We start from the raw sequence: 17,547 nt of genomic DNA on the forward strand, positions 1-17,547 counted from the left end.
GGGGTGGTGCGGGGGTGGTGCGGGGACTGTGCTCGGGTGGGGTCGTTAGTTTTCGCCGCAGTCTTCGACGCGGCTACTCACCGAAGTGATAAGTTCTGGGCTTTCAACAGCTGACGTCTCATCACATCGTGCTGGCTTGCAGGGTGGTTGGGGACGTATCGCCATTCGGACCGTTCGGCTCCGCCGCACTGCCCGGCCCGTTCGTCCCTTGTGTCCCACTGTCGGACCGTCGTCCCCGCAGCACCAGAATGCCTCCCGCGATGGCGAGCAGCCCACCCAGCACGGCCGCCCCCAGGGGCAGCGTCTCGCCCACCAGCTTCAGCCGGCTGCTGTCGTCGTCCGCGAGCTTCACCTGTGCCTTCTGCGTCTTCGTCGTGAACGCGATGCGCTTGCTGTCGAGCAGCACCGTCGCGTCCTTGTCCGAGCCGGGCGCGCGCAGCGTCTTGCGGGGGCCGATCGCCGCGTAGATGATCCGGCCCGTGCGCTTGTCGGCCACCAGCTCGACGCCGTGGTTGGCGTACCACTCCTCGGCGAGCACGTTGCTGCGCTTGGGCTGCCCCACCAGACGGCCCGGCACAAGACGCGTTCCGGTCTTCGCGGGCTTCACCTTCGCGGTGAAGCGGTAGCCCTCGTACCCCTGGATCTTCTTGGTGCCCCGGAAGGTCAGCGGGACGGTCGCGCCCAGGGTGTTGTCCCACCAGATGTAGGAGCGTTTCTGCACGTCGAAGGGGAACTTGAGGTAAGCCTCGCCCTCGAAGTACGGCTTCTCGTCGCAGCAGTGCACCGGCCTGTTCGTCTCGCGGTCGGTGACCCAGCGCTCCGTCGTGAACTGGAGCGAATCGTGCGGGTCGGAGGCCGGAAGCGACGAGTCCGGATCGACGGACGTGACCACGTCCCAGACCGCGTGTTCGTCGTTGCTGTCCTTCACGTCGCCGCGCACCTGCCGCGTGATCGTGAGGTTCTTGTCGTTCACGGTCTTGATCTTGTCGGTGTCGAAATAGCTGCCTCTGCCCTTGAAGACGGTGGTGGTGTCGATGTCGACGGGCGTGCGTTTGGCTTGTGGCGAGACGTACCACGCGAGCATCGGGGCCAGGACGAGCAGAAAGACGCCCAGACCGAGGAGAATCAGCGAGAGGGGTGAAGCTGTGCGGCGCATCCGGCACTCCTGGGGGCGGGTGAGAAGTGTTACCGAGCCGTATGGGGCCGGAACGCTAGGCGGACCCTTGACGAAGTGTCAATGCGTTGATGAGACTGTGCACTTGCCGGGCGGGGCCGGTAAGGGACTGTGCGCATGACGTCAACTGACATCCGCGCGACCTGGGTGGGGACGACCTCCAGCAGAGAGGCTGACCCTGACATGCACCGATTGCTAGCCGCCGGTCTGACCGTCGTGGCCGCCGCGGGACTCGCCGTGGCCGCCGCGTTCGGCGTCGTCGCCCTCCTGAACGCGACACCGGACCAGCCCAACACGCCGCTTGTGCACTACGAAACTGCCCCTCGGGGACAGTGAGTGGCCGTCCCCGTGACCGAGAGCCAGGGTTCGCTGTCCGTCCGCTCGGCCTGGCGCGACGTGCCGCCCGTCCTCGTCCGGCGGTTCGCGGCGCTCGCCCTGGACGAAGTGCCCGCCCTGGCCCAGGACATCCTGCGGGAGATCCGCGCCGAGTATCCGGGTCTCCCCGTCGTCCTGGACGACTCGGGCGAGCCCATGGCGCTCATCGGCATACGCCGTGCGCTGGAGGGATTCGTCCAGCAGATCGCGTCCGCCGAGGGCCGGCCCTGCTACCCGCTAGAGGTCTTCCAGGAGTTCGGCAGGGGCGAGGGCCTGCACGGCCGCAGCCTCGACTCGCTCCAGGCGATCTACCGGCTCGGCGTGCGGCTCGCCTGGCGCCGCCTGGCCGAGATCGGCCAGCAGATCGAGATCCCGCCACCGGCGATGTACGAACTCGCCGAGTCGGGCTTCGAGTACCTCGACGGTCTGGTCGACCAGTCCGTACGCGGATACGCCGAGGCCGCGGCCCGGCAGGCGGGCGAACGCCTGCGCCTGCAGCGGAAGTTGATGGAACTCCTGCTCTCCGAGCGGCGCGGTGAATCGGGGGCGGGTCCGGCGGCCGATTCCGGTTCCGGTTCTGGTTCCGGTTCGCACTCCGGGCAGCGGCAGCCCGGTGTCCGCAGCGCGCTCGACGAGCGGGCCGCCCGCGTCGGCTGGCAACTGCCCGAGCGGGTGGCCGTCGGCGTGCTCCTGCGCCCGGCGAGGGAGGCCGTGGCGCCCGCCGTGGGCCAGGGCGTCCTGCTCGACATGGAGACCGAGCAGCCCCGCATGGTCGTCCCCGACCCCGAAGCGGCGGGCCGCCCCGAACTCCTGCGGCGCACCATGGCCGGCTGGTCCGGCGCGATCGGGCCGCCCGTGCCGCTCGCCGACGCCGCGAAGTCACTGCGCTGGGCGGAGGCCGCGGTGCGCCTGATGGAGCGCGGACTGCTGCCCTCCGGCGAGGTCCTGCACTGCACCGAGCACACCGAGGCGCTGGTCCTGCTCCAGCCCGAGGAGCTCATCGAGGATCTGGCCCGCCGCTGCCTGGCCCCCCTCGCGCACTGCGGGCCCGCGCACGGCCGCCGCCTCGCCGAGACGCTGCTCGCCTGGCTGGAGACGCGGGGCGGCGCACCGGAGGTCGCGGCGCGCCTCGGGGTGCATCCGCAGACGGTGCGCTACCGCCTGCGGCAGATCAGGGAGCTGTGGGGCGACGAGGTCGACGATCCCGACCGCCGCTTCGAGCTGGAACTGGTGCTCAGAGCACGCCGGTTGCGGGGCGAGCTCGGGAGGGTGGGCTGAGCGGGGGTGTGCGGGTAGCCTGCGGCAATGGACATAGCGGTACGCGCGCAGGCAGCACTCGGCGAGGGTCCCACCTGGGATCATGCCGCCCGGCGGCTGATCTGGGTCGACATTCTCAGCTCCCGCGTGCACACGTACGACCCGTCGAACGGGCGCCGCTCGGTCATGGCCACGGAGCAGCACGTCGGCGCCGCGAAGCCGCGCGCGGGCGGCGGCCTGGTGGTCAACCTCCGGGACGGCGTGGCCCTCTATGACTCCATGGCCGACGGCGGCGCGTTCCGCTGGCTGCACCACGAGCCGGTGCCGGGCCGCCGGGGCAACGACGCGGCGGTCGCCCCCGACGGCTCGCTCTGGGCGGGCACGATGCGCTACGACGAGGCGACGGGCGGCGGCAACCTGATCCGGCTGACCGGCGACGGCACCGTGACCGAGGTCTTCGACGACGTGTCCGTCAGCAACGGCACGGGGTGGAGCCCGGACGGCCGCTCCATGTACTACATCGACACCCTGACCCGGCGTATCGACGTAATGGACATGCGTGACGGCCAACTCGACTCCGCGCGGCGCACTTTGGTGGCGATCGAGCCCGAGGCCGGATACCCCGACGGGCTCGCCGTCGACGCCGACGGCTGCGTCTGGGTCGCCCTGTGGGACGGCGCGGCCGTCCGCCGCTACACCCCCTCCGGCGCCCTGGACCGGGTGATCGAGCTCCCGGTGGTCCGCCCGACCGCGTGCGCGTTCGGCGGTGCGGGCCTGCGCGACCTGTACATCACCTCCGCCCGTACGGGACTTGAGGCGCCGCACCCCTTGTCCGGATCCGTGCTCGTGGTGCCGGACGCCGGGCAGGGCGTGGAGCAGCCGGCGTTCGCGGGTTAGATCCGAGCCGGGCCCCGCGACCGGCACGGAAGAGGCGGTTTGCCCCATAGCGGAAGCGGGCGCCGCTGGAACATTCGATTCCGCACACAACCTTCACGGCAGCGGCTTCCTCTGTTACCCGCGCCTCACTTAGCCTCCATGCCTCATGGACTACTGCCACCCGTGCCACAGGCACCTCAACGGCGCCCTGGCCTGCCCGGGGTGCGGAACCCCGGCCGAAGCCTGCCGTGAGTACGCGGAGGCGGTCGCCGCGCAGAACGAACCGGACGGTTCCGAGCGCGCGTACGACGACGAGGCGCCGCGCGGCAGGAGCCGCCGCCGGGAGCGCGGTCGCCGGGCGCACCGGCGCAGACGCCGCAAGGTCCTGCTGATCACCGCCGGGCTCGCGCTCGCGGCCGGCGGTCTGAGCCTGGCCGAACTCGGCATCGAGGGCCCCTCGGACGAACCCGCGGCGGCGTCGTCGCCGGACGGCGGGACGAGCGAGCCCGCGTCACGGACACCGGACGACCCGGAGAGCGGCACGGCGGCGGACGCCGAGCCCGCCGCGGACGCGTCGGCCGACCCTTCGGCGTCGGCTTCGGCGTCCGAGTCCGCGAAGGACAAGAAGGACAAGAAGTCCGGGGAGTCGAAGACGGCCGAGGACGGCGGGAAGACGGGCGAAGCCGGGACGGGCCCCGATTCCGCCCCTCCGGCCTCCTCGCAGGCGCCCGGCACCCCGGACTCCCCGGACGCTCCGGACACCCCCGGAACGACGCGCCCCACGCCCCCGCCGACCACGCAGCAGCCGGACCCGACGCCCGATCCGGAACCGTCGGAGACGTGCGACCGCTTCCTGTGGTGGTGCACGTAGCGGTCGGTCACGGCCGTGCGAGGGTCAGCCCGCGTCCTCGCCGACCATCCTGCGCAGCAGCCCGCGCAGCGAAAGCCGCTCCTCGCGGGAGAGCTCGGCGAGCGGCTCCCGCGCGAAGTCCAGCGACTCGCGCAGGCTGCGGGCGACCGTAAGGCCCTCCTCCGTCGGCGCCGCCAGCTTCACGCGGCGGTCGACCGGGTCGGGCCGCCGCTCGACGAGTCCGCGCGCCTCGAGCCGGTCGATGATCCCCGTGATGTTCGACGGCTCGCACTTCAGCTTCTGGGCTATGCGCCGCATGGGCAGCGGTTCGAGGGAGAGCAGCCCGAGGACGCGCGCCTGCGCCCCGGTGAGGGCGTGCTTGCCCGCCGCGGCGTCGTACTCCTCGTAGTAACGCGCGACGACCGTGCCGATGAGCTCGACGACTTCGAGCGTCAGGGGGTCGGTGCGCGGGGTGCGGGAGCTGGTGGTGGCCATGCACTCCAGGCTACCCGGTTACTTGACATCATGAAATATGTAGGAGCATGGTTGTTTCACAACATGAAGCATTTCCGCAACGTCAGCCTGCCGGTGACGGCAGTCTGAGCAGGAGGAGGACGCCCGCATGTCCGTCACCCCCGAGGCCCCCGGGTCCGCGCAGCTCCCCGACGTCAGCCGCGAGTGGCACCTCGTGCGCCGCCCGCACGGCTGGCCGGTCCCGGAGGACTTCGCGCTGCGCGAGGCCCCTGTCTCCGCCCCGGCCGACGGCCAGATCCTGGTCCGCAACCTGCACTTCTCCGTGGACCCGTACATGCGCGGCCGGATGAACGACGTGAAGTCGTACACCCCGCCGTTCAAGCTGGACGAGCCCATGCAGGGCGGTGCGGTCGGCGAGGTCGTCGCGTCGAACGCCGAGGGCTACGAGGTGGGCGACAACGTCCTGCACTTCGGCGGCTGGCGCGAGTACGCGGCCGTCCCGGCCAAGCACGCCGTCAAGGTGGACGCACAGGCCGCGCCGCTCTCGGCGTATCTCGGTGTGCTCGGCATGCCGGGCCTGACCGCGTACGCGGGCCTCTTCGAGGTCGCGTCGTTCAAGGAGGGCGACGCGGTCTTCGTCTCCGGCGCCGCGGGCGCCGTCGGCTCCCAGGTCGGCCAGATGGCCAAGCTCAAGGGCGCCTCGCGCGTCGTCGGCTCGGCGGGCTCGGACGAGAAGGTCAAGAAGCTCGTGGAGGAGTACGGCTTCGACGCCGCGTTCAACTACAAGGAGTCGAAGCCGGTCGTCGAGCAGCTGAAGGAAGCGGCCCCCGACGGCATCGACGTCTACTTCGACAACGTCGGCGGCGAGCACCTCGAAGCGGCCATCAGCCGCATGAACGTGCACGGCCGCGCCACGATCTGCGGCATGATCGCGGCCTACAACGACACCGAGCCGACGCCGGGCCCGCGCAACATGGCCATGATCATCGGCAAGCGCCTGCGCCTGCAGGGCGTGCTCGTCGGGGACCACGAGGACCTGCAGTCGCAGTTCGTCTCTGAGGTCTCCGAGTGGATCCGCTCCGGCAAGCTCAAGTACGACGAGACGTTCGTCGAGGGCGTCGAGAACGGCGTGGAGGCGTTCCTGGGCATGCTGCGCGGCGAGAACACCGGAAAGATGGTCGTTTCCCTGGCCTGAGGCGAGGGCACGCGAGACGCACCGCCGGAGGTTATTTTCCGGCATCCGATAAAGTGATTCCACATTGTCGCGACTGTGGGCGCGCATCGCGGAACATCTCAGGAGGAACCGGCACTTATGTCCATCCAGAAGATCGACGTCAAGTACACCGCCGTCGCCACCGCCGAGAACGGCCGTGACGGCCGCGTCGCCACCGACGACGGCAAGCTCGACGTAGTCGTGAACCCGCCGAAGGAGATGGGCGGCAGCGGCGCGGGCACCAACCCCGAGCAGCTCTTCGCGGCCGGCTACAGCGCCTGCTTCCAGGGCGCGCTCGGCGTGGTCGCCCGCAAGGAGAACGCCGACATCTCCGGCTCGACCGTGACCGCCAAGGTCGGCATCGGCTCGACCGAGGCAGGCGGCTTCGGCCTGGAGGTCGCGATCGTCGCCTCCATCCCGAACGTGGACACGGCCACCGCGCAGTCCCTGATCGAGAAGGCGCACCAGGTGTGCCCGTACTCGAACGCCACGCGCGGCAACATCAAGGTGGAGCTCGCGGTCGCCTGACCGTCTCCTCGCATCCGTGACGGAGGGCCGCACCCCGGACAAGGGGTGCGGCCCTCCGCCATGTCGCTCAGCCGCTCAGCCGCTCGGCCGCTCAGTCGTTCAGCGGCTCACGGCGGCCGTGTGGATCGCCCGCACGAGGGGCTCGTCCTGCGGGGTCGGCCCGCCGGGGAAGGGGAACCGGCGCCGCGTATAGCCGTAGGCGAGCCCGCTGCGGGGATCGGTGAACGCCTGTGAGCCGCCCACGCCCTTGTGTCCGATGGACCCCGCGCCGAGGAACGGGTACCCGGCTTCGGCGGTGTTCTGGAACCCCACCCCGTACGACTTGTGGGCCTGCAGCACCAGGTCGTGCCCGATGGAGTGGATCTGCCCGAACTCGGCCACGGTGTCCGGCTTCAGGAGCGGACTCCGCCCGTCGAGCCCGCTGACGGCAGCCGCGTACATCCCGGCTAGGCCGCGCGCGGAGGCGACGCCGCCGGCGGACGCGGGACCTTGGGCGCGCACCCGGCGGGAGTTGGGGAACGCCTCCAGGCTGGTGGGCTTCGCGCCGTTGCGGTTGAAGGCGATGGAGTTCAAGGTGCCCGGCTGCGGCGGCTGCGCGTCGAGAAGAGCCTGCTCCGTGGCGGTCGGGATCATGGGCAGCACGGGCCGGAAGCGGGGTTCGAGCTCCTCGGGAAGCCCGAGGTAGAAGTCGAGGCCGAACGGGGCGCGGACCCGCTCCTCGTACTGCGCCTGCAGTGTCTGCCCTGTGGCCCGGAACACGACCTCGCCGGTCAGCGCGCCGATGGAGAGGGCGTGGTAGCCGAAGGCGGTGCCCGGGCGCCAGTACGGCCGCTGTCCCGCAAGGCGGGCGGCGATGGCGCGGTCGTCGGCGACCTCTTCCGGGGTGAACCCGGAGTCGGTGCCGACGATGCCCACGCGGTGCGAGAGAAGCTCCCTGAGGGTGACCTCGCCCTTGCCCTCGGCGGCGAACTCCGGCCAGTAGTCGGCCACTTTGCGGTCCAGCTCCAGGATGCCGTCCTGGACGAGGAGGGCGACGACGAGGTAGGCGGCGCCCTTGGTGGAGGAGTAGACGGCGAACAGGGTGTCGGGCCCGGTGTCGGGCCCGACCCACAGGTCGACGACCTGCTGTCCCTTTACGTACGCGGAAAGCTGAGCGGCGTGATCGGGTTTCTCTCCGGCGAGTAGCGCGGTGAACTCGTCGCGGACGGCTTCGTATCCCGGTGCGGTGGTGCCTTGCACTTTGACTTCACGGGTCATGGCTTTTCGATTCCCCTAACCGCCCCTTCCCAGAAACCCGCTGGCGCAGGGGCCTTGTACGTGCCGTCATCACCGGCTTCGCCGAGTTCGTCCTCAAACGCCGGACGGGCTGGAATTTCCGCCGGTCCGGGAAGCTTTTCAGCCGTCCGGCGTTTGAGGACCGGGGTCTGGGGCGGAGCCCCTGCGCGGCGGAGCCGCCAATGGATACAGCCGGGAAGGGGCGGGATTGGGGAGAGCCCCGCAGGGACCGCCCGAACCTCAGCCCACGCTCAGCAACGCCCTCCCCACCTGCGGAAACACCCCCTTCGGGTGGTCCCGGAACAGCGGCTCGGTGCCGAAGAGGACCACGCGGGACCCCGCGGCGGCCCCGCTGACGACAGAAGCCTGCCCCGCGGCATCCGCGGGGCCACCCGCCCCGTCAACCCCCCGCCAGTGCCCGGAGACCAGCGGATTCCCGCCCCCATAGGACTGCTCGACCCGCACCCCGCTCCCGAGCCCGGTAAACCACATGGGCGCGTACACGAACGAATGCTCAGGCGCACCCCCGGTCACGGGCCCACCGGAATTGACGACCCGCACCACCCCATTGGCATCCCCGTTCCCGGAGACCGCCTCAACGGAAAGCAACTTCGCGTCGGAGTTCAACGAGGCCCCCTCGGACCCACGCCCGACAAGCCCGCCACCCCCGGCGAGGAAACCGTCGAGCCCGGCCTTGGCCCCCGCGTTCAGCTCACCGTACGAAAGCCCCGCCGACACGAACAGCGCGTCCGCCCCCGACTTCTTCCAGTCGAACCCGGCGTTGAGGACATCGGTCGACACCGGCACCACATCGAAGTTCATCTCCCGCAAGGCGAACAGCTCACCCGGAGTGACAGCCGCCGCGACCCGGGTCGAGCGGACGAAAGACCCGCCCTTCGCCTTCGTCGCGTCGAAGGCGACGTCGTACTTCTTCGCCGCCGCGACCGCCGCACCCCGCGCCGACGACGGCAGGATCACGCTCCCGTCATCAGCCCTCCGCACGGAAGTCCCGCGTGCCAAAAGCCAGTTGAGAGCGGCCACCTCGCGCGCATCGTCCAGCCGCAGCCGAAGATCCCCGCGCGACGCGACATGCCCGACCCGCGACGCGGAGTCCACGACACCCGACCGCACGCCGGACAGCGAGCCACCCTTCACCGGCTCCACCGTCGCACCCCACAACCGCCCGAGGCTCCACCCCGAGATGTCGTACATGGTGGACACCTTGTCGCTGATGTCGCGCCCGTCGGCGAGCATCACGTTGGCGAGTCCGCGCTTGGGCTGGCGCATGTCGATGACGTAGGAACCCTCGGCGTACGAGTTGCCGCCGAGCCTGAAGTCCTTGGTGGCCCTGCGGACCTGGACGTCGTTGTCGAGCAGGTGCTCCACGAGGCGCGAGGCGGCCGCAGCCGAACGCTGGCCGCGCTGACCCTTCTCCTTGCCCCTCGTCTCCTTGCCCCGCGGAATCACGTACGCACGCGGGAAGTCGGTCGTGTAGACGTCCTCCGGACCGATGCCGGGCACCCCGGGCACGGTCTCCGGCGAGACCGGCACCTGCTTCGCGCCCGTCGCGCCCCGCCGGAACGTCTCGATCTGGTCGGCGATCACCGAGGTCCGGTGCTCCTGGGTGTACTTGAGCGTCGCCGACATCGCCGCGCCCGCGATGTCCACGTTGATCGCGGAGCGGCGTCGCAGCTCCGGCACCGGCAGTTCGTCGTACTCGTCGTTGTTGACGGTCATCGGGAACTCGATGGTGTGCGCGGCGACCGCCCCGTGGAACGGCATGTACTGCGGGGTGAAGATCGGCGGCCAGTCGTCCCAGCCCTCTTCCTGGTCGCGGAAGGGGATGATCGCGGGCTCCACGCCGTCCTTCTCGGGGGTGTAGCCGAGGCCGTTGACCGCGGCCTCCATGCCGAGGGCGTTGGCGTAGGTGTTCTTGAGGAAGAGGTCGTACTCGTAGTTCTCGCCGTGCGGGGGAGTCGTCGGCTCGATCAGCGTGCCGTTGACGTACCCGTGCAGGTCGATCATGACCGCGGGCTGCTTGTCGATCGCGATCTGCCGCATCGCGCGGACCTCGGGCTGTGACGCGGTGATGAAGTCGCGGTTGAGGTCGAAGCCGTTGGCGTTGGCGCGCGTGCCCGCGATACGGCCGTCGGGGTTGGCCGTGACGTTGAAGTAGAGGCGGTTGTGCGCGAGCAGGTCTCGCGTCGTGCCGTCCTTCGCCTTCGCGAGCTTCTCGATGAGCTTGAGGGCGGCGTCCGTGCCCTCCCACTCGTTGCCGTGGATGTTGTTGTTGATGAAGACCGGGGTCTTGTAGGAAGACTTGATCGCCGGGTCCTTGGCGGCCGTGCCGGGCGCGTTCTCGATGAGGTCGCGCATCCGCTCCTGGCGGGCGGTCTCCTTGGCGGACTCGGGGGAGGTGACCGTCACCAGATAGAGCTGGTGCCCGCCCGCCGAACGGCCCGCGATCTCCACGCTGACCCGGTCGCCGATGCCCTGGATGTCATTCAGCTTCGGGGCTATGGAGTGATAGGGGGAAAGGCCCAGCTTTATCGATTTGTCGGCCGAATCGACCGGCGGTGGAGTGAGCTTCTGCTCGCGGGGATAGCCGCGGCTCTTGCCGCCGTCGAGGCCGGAACCGGCAGATGCCGCCAGCGACCGGTCGGCGGCGCTCTCCGGATTCCTGGCGGCCCGTTCCGTGCTGCTGAGGGGCGAGCCCTCGCGGAGGATGTCGCGGCCGCCCGGGCGGGGGTCGGCGGTCGCGCTGCCGGGGGCGAGCGTGGTGAACAGGAGAGCTCCCGCCGAGGCGAGCGTGGTGAGCAGAACGGGTCTTGATGGCCGGGATATCCCCATACGTACCTCCTGGAGAGTAGTCAGTACGCGTGGTCTACCGTTTCAACCCCCTTGCAACAAGAGGGCCTTCAGCCTCACGCGTCCCCACGAGTCCCCTGGACCGCAGGCCCCCGACCGGCGGATAGGCTGTCCGCATGCGTGATCTGGGACGAGGCTTCGGCTACTTGATGAAGGGCCAGCGCTGGGTCGCCCAGCACGGCAAGCAGTACGGAGTCGGCCTGCTGCCCGGCTTGATCACCCTGCTCCTGTACGCGGCGGCACTCGTGGCGCTCGCCCTCTGGGGCACGGACTTCGTCGGCTGGGCCACGCCCTTCGCGGACGACTGGTCCTCGCCGTGGATCGGTCTGTTCCGCGGCTTCCTCACGGCGCTGCTCTTCGCGCTCGCGCTCCTCCTCTCGGTGATCACCTTCACGGCCGTGACCCTCCTGATCGGCCAGCCCTTCTACGAGTCGCTGTCGGAGAAGGTCGACATCTCCGTCGCCGGGTTCGCCCCCGAGTCGGGTCTGCCGCTCTGGCGCGAGCTGTGGATCTCCGCACGCGACAGCCTGCGCATCGTCGTGCGGGCCGTCATCTGGGGCATCCTGCTCTTCGCCCTCGGCTTCATCCCGGTCGTCGGCCAGACCGTGGTCCCGGTGCTCGGCTTCATGGTGACCGGCTTCTTCCTGGTCGAGGAGCTCACCGCGGTGGCGCTGCAGCGCCGTGGCGTCGAACTCCGCGACCGGCTCAGGGTGCTGCGCGGCCGGAAGATGCTGGCGTGGGGCTTCGGCACCCCGCTGGCCGTGGCCTTCCTCGTCCCGTTCGTCGCCGTGTTCCTGATGCCGGGTGCGGTCGCCGGGGCGACGCTGATGGCACGGGAGCTCGCGGGCGAGAACGCGGGGGACGACACGGGGGACGACGACCCGCAGGGGCCGGACGGTTCGCCCGGCCCCGGCGGCCGGATTCCCGCTACCGGCGAGCGTCCATAGCGGTCGTCAGGATCTGCCGCACCTGCGCGATGATGTCGAGGCGGTTGCGCACGAACTCGGGATCGGTGATCTTGCCCGTGGCCGGGTCCGTGTTGCCCGCACCGAACTGCAGGATCGGCGTGTGCACATGGCCGCCGGGCAGGCGGTCGTGCAGCCCGAGACGGTCGCGCAGGAGCGTCGCGCGGTAGGCGATCTCGTTCGACAGGTAGTTGCCGCCGCCGCCCTCACGGGCCGTCGAACCGTCGGTGGGCCCGTCGGGCCGCACCACGGGGGCGCTCTGGCCCGCCGGGATCTCGGTCACCGAGGTGTTGTCGTACACGGGGAAGCGGCCCGTCTCGGCGCTCACGATCTCCTTGTACGGGAGGGTCGTGGACGTCCACTGGGGCTGCGAGGCCGGATCGGCCACCGGGACCGTCTCCGTGCGCGAGAGGTTCTCGTTGTCGGGGAATCCGCCCCGCCAGGCCCCGTTGGTCCGCTCGATGTCGAAGCGGCCTGCGCGGCCCTGGCTGATGGTGGTGAAGAGGTCGACGCGGGGGAGACGGTCGCGCAGGGTGCGCTCGACCGTCCCCTCCTTGAAGTCCTCCCAGCGGACGGGGAAGACGGCGGTCTCCACGCGGGCCGGCCCGTCCGCGGTCTGGATGACGGTGCCGTCGAGCGCGAGGGCGGTCGCGCCGGACGGGTTGCTGATGCGGACGTCCCGGTCGAGCGTGAAGGGGTCGAAGCCGGTGACGAGGATGCGCTTGAGGCGGTGGCCCGCGGCGTCCTTCTTCGGGTAGCTGATGGAGTTGTGCCCGCGGGACGCGTCCTCCAGGGCCCGTATGAGAGACCGCTGCCGGGCATCGCTCACCCCGAAGCGGGTCGGCTCCCACTGGTGCAGCTCCCGCGTCATCCCGAGCCGCGCCCAGTACAGCGGCCGGTCGTCGTCCCGGCTCAGCTCATCTGCGGGACCCCGCCCCTGCGCCCGGTCGACGGCACGCCGCCACAGCGCCTCTCCCTGCCGTACGACGACGCGCTTGGCCTCGCCGTACGAGTGGGCGCGCTCCAGGGCCCGGGCGAAGCGCGGTGCCACGGCGTCGAATCCGCTGCTCCGCAGGATCTCCTGCGGCGCGGCCCGGTCGAGGCGCTGCTCCTCGGTGGTGGCGGCCGGCGCGGTGGTCGCCGACGCGGGCGGCACGGCGGCGAGGGAGCAGAAGGGTGACACCGATCGCGGCGAGCCGCGGGGAGACGTTGGTCGAGAGTGACACGGGAGTCCTTCCGTGGCCGGTGGGGTGATCGCAGTATTCCGGCAGGAAGGCGGCGCCCGCCAGGGGCTTCTGACGGATCCCTGGCGGTTCACCCCGGATCCCTAGCGGTCCACCCCGGCATGATCCGCGAGAACCTCCTCGATCACATGGCGCGCGATCCTCGCGATGGTGGCGTTCCTGGTCCGGTAGTAGGGCAGCTCGATGAGCGCGATCGAAAGCGCCCAGCCGCGCCCGCGCGCCCACGTCGCGTCGTCGACGCCCAGGGCGGTGCGGAAAGCTTCCCTGGCCTCGGCCGTCAGCAGACTCCAGGCGGTGATCAGGTCGACGGCGGGTTCGCCGTGCCCCATGCACCCGAAGTCGATGACGGCGCTGAGCCGTCCGCCGTCGGTCAGCAGATTCCCCGGCTGCAGATCGGCGTGGACCCAGACGGGCGGCCCGTCCCACCGGGGCGTGCGCAGGGCCGCGTCCCAGGCCGCGGTCGCGGCGTCGGTGTCGATGACGCCGTGGAGCTGCGAGATCGCGTCACGGGTCTCGGCGTCACGGGGCGCGAGGGGCCCACTGCGGTACGCGGCAGGTGCGCCGGCGGTGTCGACGCGCCGCAGGGCCATGACGAACTCGGCCAGATCAGCGGCGAACAGAGCGGACTGGCCCGCCCCACCGACGGCGGGGTTCGCACCCTCCAGCCACCGGTAGACGTACCAGGGCCACGGGAATCCCTCACCGGGCTCGCCCTTCCCAAGCGGCGCGGGAATGGCGACGGGCAGCGAGGACGCGAGCCGCGGCAGATGCAGCACCTCACGCTCCACGTCCGCGACGCCCCCCTCGATGCGCGGGAGCCGGACGGCCATGTCGTCGCCGAGCCGGTAGATGGCGTTGACGGTTCCGTTCGACTCGACGGGCCCGACGGGAAGATGCGCCCAGCCGGGAAACTGCGCGGCGAGCAGCCGACGTACGAGGGGCGTGTCGACGTCGGCTTCGTGGGCGTGCATCTTGGTGGAGGGCATGGGGGACTTTCCGTGCGACGGGAGAGTGCGGACCGAGGCCGATCGAAGCGGGCCGTGGACGGTGGGTCAACTCGATTGAGGGGCCCGCGCAGGCAGGTGCCGGCTCACCACTCCCGCTCGGCGACCAGTTCTTCCACATCCGCGTCGGTGAATCCGTAGGCCGACGCCACAAAGGCGAAGTCCTCGGCTATCCCCTCCCGCGCGACGGTCTCGATCTCGCTGCCGGCCTCGTCGAACTCCGCCTCCAGGACGTTGAACTCCTCCGTCGCCACGGCCGTCAGGGCGTACAACGCTTCGAGGTCGCCCGGCCGTTCGGCTTCAATGCGCTCGCAGAGGCGCACCAGGATCGCCTTCCCCTTGTCGAGCACGTGATCGGGGTAGTAGGAATCCCCGTACAACTCCCGCAGAAACGCGTGCCCGGTCACCTGCTGGTTCGTGATCGACATGGGGCCTCTTCTCCAAGATCCGACGGACACTCCGATGGTGCACCACGCCACTGACAACGCAGGCGTCCGCGCCCCTCAGGCGACTTGAGCAGCCCGCAGCGCTTGCAGGAACGGCCCCGCCGCGGGCGGAGCCGCCCGGCCCCGTGCCGTCGCCGCGTACACGGTGCGCGGCGGCGCGTACTCGTCGCGCACCGGTACCAGGGTGATGTCGGGGCGCACGGACTCGGCGGCAAGGGCGGGCACGAGCGTGACCCCGAGACCGGCGGCCACGTAGCCCTGCTTGGCGGTCCACTCGGCGACGACGTGGGCGACCCGCGGGCGGAAGCCGTGCCGGTGCGCCTCCTCCAGGAGGGTGCCCTCGGCCTGCGTGCTGCCGGAGATCCATTCCTCGTCGGCGAGTTGGGCCAGGCGAACGGACGCGTGGCCCGCCAGGGGGTGGCCGGGCGGAACGGCCACGTACAGCGCCTCGTCCAGGAGGTGATGCAGCTCGTACGCGTCCAGGTCGCCGCTCAGCGCCCCGCCCGTGGAGGAGACGATCGCGAGGTCGAGATCACCGTCCCCGAGGCGGGCGAGCAGCCGGGGCGTCAGGCCCTCCTCGCGGATGAGCGTCACGCCGGGATGCCGGGCGCGGAACGACGCGATGGCCCGCGGCACGAGCGCCGCGTCCGCCGTCGCGAACGCCCCGAAGCGCAGGGTTCCGCCGGTCAGGTCTCGCAGGGCCGTCAACTCCCGCTGCATGAGACGCAGTCGGTCCACTGTCTCCTCGGCGTGCGGCAGGAGCGTACGGCCGTGTGCGGTCAGGCGTACGCCCCGCGGCAGCCGGTCGAAGAGCGGGACACCGCCGAGAGCCGTTTCGAGCGAGGAGATCTGACGCGAGACGGCGGACTGTGTCCAGCCGAGTTCGCGGGCGGCCACGGTGAAGGAGCCGTGCCGCGAGACGTCCAGAAAGACGCGGAGCCAGACGGTGGAGAGGTCGGGCGGCGCCGTCCGGGGCTGCGTCGCCGGGGCCGTCCGCGTGGCCGGGGCCGTCTGCGTCGCCGGGGCGACTCGTGCGGTATGCGAGGTGGGCATGGCTCGCATGCTAGACATTCGCTTGTCGCATCTCTCGGGCGGGCCTAGCGTCGGATCCATGGAGAAGATCGCGTTTCTTGGACTCGGCCACATGGGCGCGCCGATGGCTCGCCAACTCATTGCTGCAGGGCATTCGTTGACGGTCTGGAACCGCACCGCCGAGAAGGCGGGACCGCTGGTGAAGGAGGGGGCCCGGCTCGCCGCAGGCCCCGCGGAGGCCGTGCGCGACGCCGACGTCGTCATCACCATGCTGGCGGGCCCCGACGCGGTGCGTGCCGTCGCCGACGCCATCGTGCCGGAGTTGCTGCCGGGCACCCACTGGGCGGAGATGTCCACCGTCGGACCCGATGTCGTAAGGGAGTTGGGGGCGAGGGTGCCGGACGGCGTGACCCTCGTCGACGCGCCCGTCATGGGCAGCACCGACAAGGCCGCATCGGGGCGGCTCGGCATTCTCGCGGGCGGCGACGCGGACGGGGTCGCGCAGATCCTCGCCCGCTTCGGCACGGTGACCCGCACGGGGCCGCTCGGCTCGGGGGCCGCGCTGAAGCTCGTCGTCAACACCGCCGTCATCGGGGGAGTGGCCCTCGTGGCCGAGGCGATGAAGCTGGCGGACGCGCTGGGCCTCGACGAGGAGACGGCCAAGGGGGCGCTCGCCGCGGGGCCGCTCGGCGGTGCGGTGGGCCGCGCCTTCGCCACGGGCGTCCACTTCGGCAGCGACCTCGCGGTGAAGGACGTGGCGCTCGCGACGGAGGCCGCCCGGCTACCGGTCATGGAGGCGGTCCTCGCCCACTATCAGGCGGCTGCCGCGGACCCGGAAGTCGTCCACGAGGACATCGCGCGGGCGGTCGCCCACATCCGCGCCCGGAACACTCACTAGTCGCGTCTCACGAGGAGCAGCCCGCACCATGCGCGTCACCATCGACAACCCCGCTTCCGCGCCCCGTCCCCTCGGCCCCTACTCGCAGGTCGCCCGCGTCGAACTCGACGGCGGAGGAGCCCTGTTGTACCTCTCGGGGCAGATCGCCGAAGGCAACGGCGTCGCCGCTCAGAGCCACGGAATCTTCGAGACCCTCTCCGCCCTGCTCACGGCGCACGGCGCGACACTCGACGACGTCATCAACATCCGCACGTTCATGACGGACCTGGGCGACCTGCCCGCCTACGCCGCCGTACGCGCGCGGTTCCTCACCGCGACCCCGCCCACCAGCACGACGGTCGAGGTGCCCCGGCTCTTCCGTCCCGAGGCGCTCATCGAGATCGACGTCGTGGCGGCCGTCCGGGCCGTCTGATCACTCGCTCCCGCCGTTCAGCAGGGCCAGGAAATCCCTGAACGCCCCTGCCATGTCCACCGATTCGGGGTCCAGGAGCCACTGGTACTGGAGTCCGTCCATCACCGCGACGAGCAGCGGTGCCGCGGCCTCCGGAGTCAGGCCGCCGGGCAGGCGCTCCCCGTACTCCGCGCGCAGGAGTGCCGCGAACTTCTCCCGCACCGATCCGTACCGCTCGGTGAAGTACTCCCTTGCCGGATGTCCGTCCGTGACGCTCTCGCCGAGCAGCGCGGAGAAGGTCTGGATGATGCCGGGGCGCATCGCGTTGTACTCGACGAGGGAGCCGAGCAGATCGAGGCGGATCTCGTTCGACGGGACCGCGTCCCACTGGTCGCGGGCCTCCAGGACGGCGACCAGGAGGGCGTCCTTCGTGGGGAAGTAGTGCAGCAGGCCCTGCTGGGTCAGGCCGACCCGCTCGGCGACGGCGCCCAGGCTCGCGCCCCGGTAGCCGCGCTCGGCGATCACCTCGAAGGCGGCGCGGAGGATCTCCGCACGCCGCTCCTCGCTTCTGGCCCTGGTCGTGGCCTTGGCCGTGGTCCTGGCCTTGGGCGCCATCGCGTCTGCCCCTTCACGTTCTCGGTCATGCTCGCGGCACGACCGTACGTCATACCGATCAG

The 17,547-nt window shown here is 70.8% G+C and carries 18 protein-coding genes; 9 read left to right on the top strand and 9 right to left on the bottom strand.

Translation table 11 applies throughout. The features are described 5' to 3' along the window. Positions 1-121 precede the first annotated feature (121 nt). Positions 122-1,156: a DUF3068 domain-containing protein gene (locus ACWFR3_RS04970; RefSeq protein ID WP_453733142.1), complete on the bottom strand. Its 1,035-nt coding sequence runs from the start codon at positions 1,154-1,156 to the stop codon at positions 122-124. Between the two features lie 135 nt (positions 1,157-1,291). On the opposite strand from ACWFR3_RS04970, the gene ACWFR3_RS04975 reads away from it, so the two are divergent. From ACWFR3_RS04975 to ACWFR3_RS04990, 4 genes are all read left to right on the top strand, one after another. Then, positions 1,292-1,510, top strand: a complete 219-nt coding sequence (locus ACWFR3_RS04975; protein ID WP_453733227.1) for a hypothetical protein — start codon at positions 1,292-1,294, stop codon at positions 1,508-1,510. A gap of 12 nt (positions 1,511-1,522) precedes the next feature. Continuing rightward, positions 1,523-2,827, top strand: coding sequence for a PucR family transcriptional regulator (locus tag ACWFR3_RS04980; protein WP_453733143.1), 1,305 nt, complete (start codon positions 1,523-1,525; stop codon positions 2,825-2,827). Positions 2,828-2,854: 27 nt separating this feature from the next. Further along, the gene (locus ACWFR3_RS04985; protein WP_453733144.1) at positions 2,855-3,703 is read left to right on the top strand and encodes an SMP-30/gluconolactonase/LRE family protein; all 849 of its coding nucleotides are present in this window, start codon (positions 2,855-2,857) and stop codon (positions 3,701-3,703) included. 145 nt (positions 3,704-3,848) lie between these two features. After that, on the top strand, positions 3,849-4,553 hold the full coding sequence (locus tag ACWFR3_RS04990) for an SCO2400 family protein (RefSeq protein WP_453733145.1): 705 nt from the start codon (positions 3,849-3,851) through the stop codon (positions 4,551-4,553). A 24-nt stretch (positions 4,554-4,577) separates the two neighbouring features. On the opposite strand, the gene ACWFR3_RS04995 is transcribed toward ACWFR3_RS04990, so the two are convergent. After that, complete coding sequence (locus ACWFR3_RS04995) at positions 4,578-5,027, bottom strand: MarR family winged helix-turn-helix transcriptional regulator (protein ID WP_453733146.1); 450 nt, start codon at positions 5,025-5,027, stop codon at positions 4,578-4,580. A gap of 127 nt (positions 5,028-5,154) precedes the next feature. On the opposite strand from ACWFR3_RS04995, the gene ACWFR3_RS05000 reads away from it, so the two are divergent. Then, positions 5,155-6,201: an NADP-dependent oxidoreductase gene (locus tag ACWFR3_RS05000; RefSeq protein ID WP_453733147.1), complete on the top strand. Its 1,047-nt coding sequence runs from the start codon at positions 5,155-5,157 to the stop codon at positions 6,199-6,201. Positions 6,202-6,318: 117 nt separating this feature from the next. Next, positions 6,319-6,747 (top strand): organic hydroperoxide resistance protein, encoded by a 429-nt coding sequence (locus ACWFR3_RS05005; RefSeq protein ID WP_453733148.1) that lies wholly within the window; start codon positions 6,319-6,321, stop codon positions 6,745-6,747. A 99-nt stretch (positions 6,748-6,846) separates the two neighbouring features. Here the strand turns inward: ACWFR3_RS05005 and ACWFR3_RS05010 are convergent, their stop codons facing one another. Next, positions 6,847-8,004 (bottom strand): serine hydrolase domain-containing protein, encoded by a 1,158-nt coding sequence (locus tag ACWFR3_RS05010; RefSeq protein WP_453733149.1) that lies wholly within the window; start codon positions 8,002-8,004, stop codon positions 6,847-6,849. A 258-nt stretch (positions 8,005-8,262) separates the two neighbouring features. Then, positions 8,263-10,872: a M14 family zinc carboxypeptidase gene (locus tag ACWFR3_RS05015; protein WP_453733150.1), complete on the bottom strand. Its 2,610-nt coding sequence runs from the start codon at positions 10,870-10,872 to the stop codon at positions 8,263-8,265. 134 nt (positions 10,873-11,006) lie between these two features. Between ACWFR3_RS05015 and ACWFR3_RS05020 the strand changes: the two genes are divergently transcribed. Continuing rightward, on the top strand, positions 11,007-11,837 hold the full coding sequence (locus ACWFR3_RS05020) for an EI24 domain-containing protein (RefSeq protein ID WP_453733151.1): 831 nt from the start codon (positions 11,007-11,009) through the stop codon (positions 11,835-11,837). Here ACWFR3_RS05020 and ACWFR3_RS05025 read toward each other — a convergent pair. The 4 genes from ACWFR3_RS05025 to ACWFR3_RS05040 form a co-directional block, all read right to left on the bottom strand. Continuing rightward, the gene (locus ACWFR3_RS05025; RefSeq protein ID WP_453733152.1) at positions 11,818-13,038 is read right to left on the bottom strand and encodes a pyroglutamyl-peptidase I family protein; all 1,221 of its coding nucleotides are present in this window, start codon (positions 13,036-13,038) and stop codon (positions 11,818-11,820) included. The genes ACWFR3_RS05020 and ACWFR3_RS05025 overlap by 20 nt on opposite strands. Before the next feature lie 144 nt (positions 13,039-13,182). Next, positions 13,183-14,085 carry an aminoglycoside phosphotransferase family protein gene (locus tag ACWFR3_RS05030; RefSeq protein ID WP_453733153.1) on the bottom strand — a complete coding sequence of 301 codons (903 nt, stop codon included), beginning with the start codon at positions 14,083-14,085 and terminating at the stop codon, positions 13,183-13,185. A 104-nt stretch (positions 14,086-14,189) separates the two neighbouring features. Beyond that, complete coding sequence (locus ACWFR3_RS05035; protein ID WP_453733154.1) at positions 14,190-14,531, bottom strand: DUF5713 family protein; 342 nt, start codon at positions 14,529-14,531, stop codon at positions 14,190-14,192. Positions 14,532-14,606: 75 nt separating this feature from the next. Next, a complete protein-coding gene (locus ACWFR3_RS05040) occupies positions 14,607-15,602 on the bottom strand; it encodes a LysR family transcriptional regulator (RefSeq protein ID WP_453733155.1) in 996 nt (331 codons plus the stop codon). 58 nt (positions 15,603-15,660) lie between these two features. Here ACWFR3_RS05040 and ACWFR3_RS05045 point away from each other — a divergent pair, with 58 nt between their 5' ends. Together ACWFR3_RS05045 and ACWFR3_RS05050 are read left to right on the top strand one after the other, a co-directional pair. Beyond that, positions 15,661-16,479 carry an NAD(P)-dependent oxidoreductase gene (locus ACWFR3_RS05045; protein ID WP_453733156.1) on the top strand — a complete coding sequence of 273 codons (819 nt, stop codon included), beginning with the start codon at positions 15,661-15,663 and terminating at the stop codon, positions 16,477-16,479. Between the two features lie 28 nt (positions 16,480-16,507). Next, positions 16,508-16,891 carry a RidA family protein gene (locus ACWFR3_RS05050; protein ID WP_453733157.1) on the top strand — a complete coding sequence of 128 codons (384 nt, stop codon included), beginning with the start codon at positions 16,508-16,510 and terminating at the stop codon, positions 16,889-16,891. Here the strand turns inward: ACWFR3_RS05050 and ACWFR3_RS05055 are convergent, their stop codons facing one another. Next, a complete protein-coding gene (locus ACWFR3_RS05055) occupies positions 16,892-17,485 on the bottom strand; it encodes a TetR/AcrR family transcriptional regulator (RefSeq protein WP_453733158.1) in 594 nt (197 codons plus the stop codon). Positions 17,486-17,547 lie beyond the last annotated feature (62 nt).

The organism is Streptomyces sp. NPDC055189 (genome assembly GCF_053606765.1).

Excerpts from the sequence above, each read along its gene's own strand:
- ACWFR3_RS05030 (WP_453733153.1), bottom strand. The coding sequence starts at position 14,085 with ATGCCCTCCACCAAGATGCACGCCCACGAAGCCGACGTCGACACGCCC.
- ACWFR3_RS05045 (WP_453733156.1), top strand. The coding sequence starts at position 15,661 with ATGGAGAAGATCGCGTTTCTTGGACTCGGCCACATGGGCGCGCCGATG.
- ACWFR3_RS04985 (WP_453733144.1), top strand. The coding sequence starts at position 2,855 with ATGGACATAGCGGTACGCGCGCAGGCAGCACTCGGCGAGGGTCCCACC.
- ACWFR3_RS05035 (WP_453733154.1), bottom strand. The coding sequence starts at position 14,531 with ATGTCGATCACGAACCAGCAGGTGACCGGGCACGCGTTTCTGCGGGAG.
- ACWFR3_RS05055 (WP_453733158.1), bottom strand. The coding sequence starts at position 17,485 with ATGGCGCCCAAGGCCAGGACCACGGCCAAGGCCACGACCAGGGCCAGA.
- ACWFR3_RS05020 (WP_453733151.1), top strand. The coding sequence starts at position 11,007 with ATGCGTGATCTGGGACGAGGCTTCGGCTACTTGATGAAGGGCCAGCGC.
- ACWFR3_RS05005 (WP_453733148.1), top strand. The coding sequence starts at position 6,319 with ATGTCCATCCAGAAGATCGACGTCAAGTACACCGCCGTCGCCACCGCC.
- ACWFR3_RS05010 (WP_453733149.1), bottom strand. The coding sequence starts at position 8,004 with ATGACCCGTGAAGTCAAAGTGCAAGGCACCACCGCACCGGGATACGAA.
- ACWFR3_RS04990 (WP_453733145.1), top strand. The coding sequence starts at position 3,849 with ATGGACTACTGCCACCCGTGCCACAGGCACCTCAACGGCGCCCTGGCC.
- ACWFR3_RS04975 (WP_453733227.1), top strand. The coding sequence starts at position 1,292 with ATGACGTCAACTGACATCCGCGCGACCTGGGTGGGGACGACCTCCAGC.
- ACWFR3_RS05050 (WP_453733157.1), top strand. The coding sequence starts at position 16,508 with ATGCGCGTCACCATCGACAACCCCGCTTCCGCGCCCCGTCCCCTCGGC.
- ACWFR3_RS05000 (WP_453733147.1), top strand. The coding sequence starts at position 5,155 with ATGTCCGTCACCCCCGAGGCCCCCGGGTCCGCGCAGCTCCCCGACGTC.
- ACWFR3_RS05015 (WP_453733150.1), bottom strand. The coding sequence starts at position 10,872 with ATGGGGATATCCCGGCCATCAAGACCCGTTCTGCTCACCACGCTCGCC.
- ACWFR3_RS04970 (WP_453733142.1), bottom strand. The coding sequence starts at position 1,156 with ATGCGCCGCACAGCTTCACCCCTCTCGCTGATTCTCCTCGGTCTGGGC.
- ACWFR3_RS05040 (WP_453733155.1), bottom strand. The coding sequence starts at position 15,602 with ATGCCCACCTCGCATACCGCACGAGTCGCCCCGGCGACGCAGACGGCC.
- ACWFR3_RS04995 (WP_453733146.1), bottom strand. The coding sequence starts at position 5,027 with ATGGCCACCACCAGCTCCCGCACCCCGCGCACCGACCCCCTGACGCTC.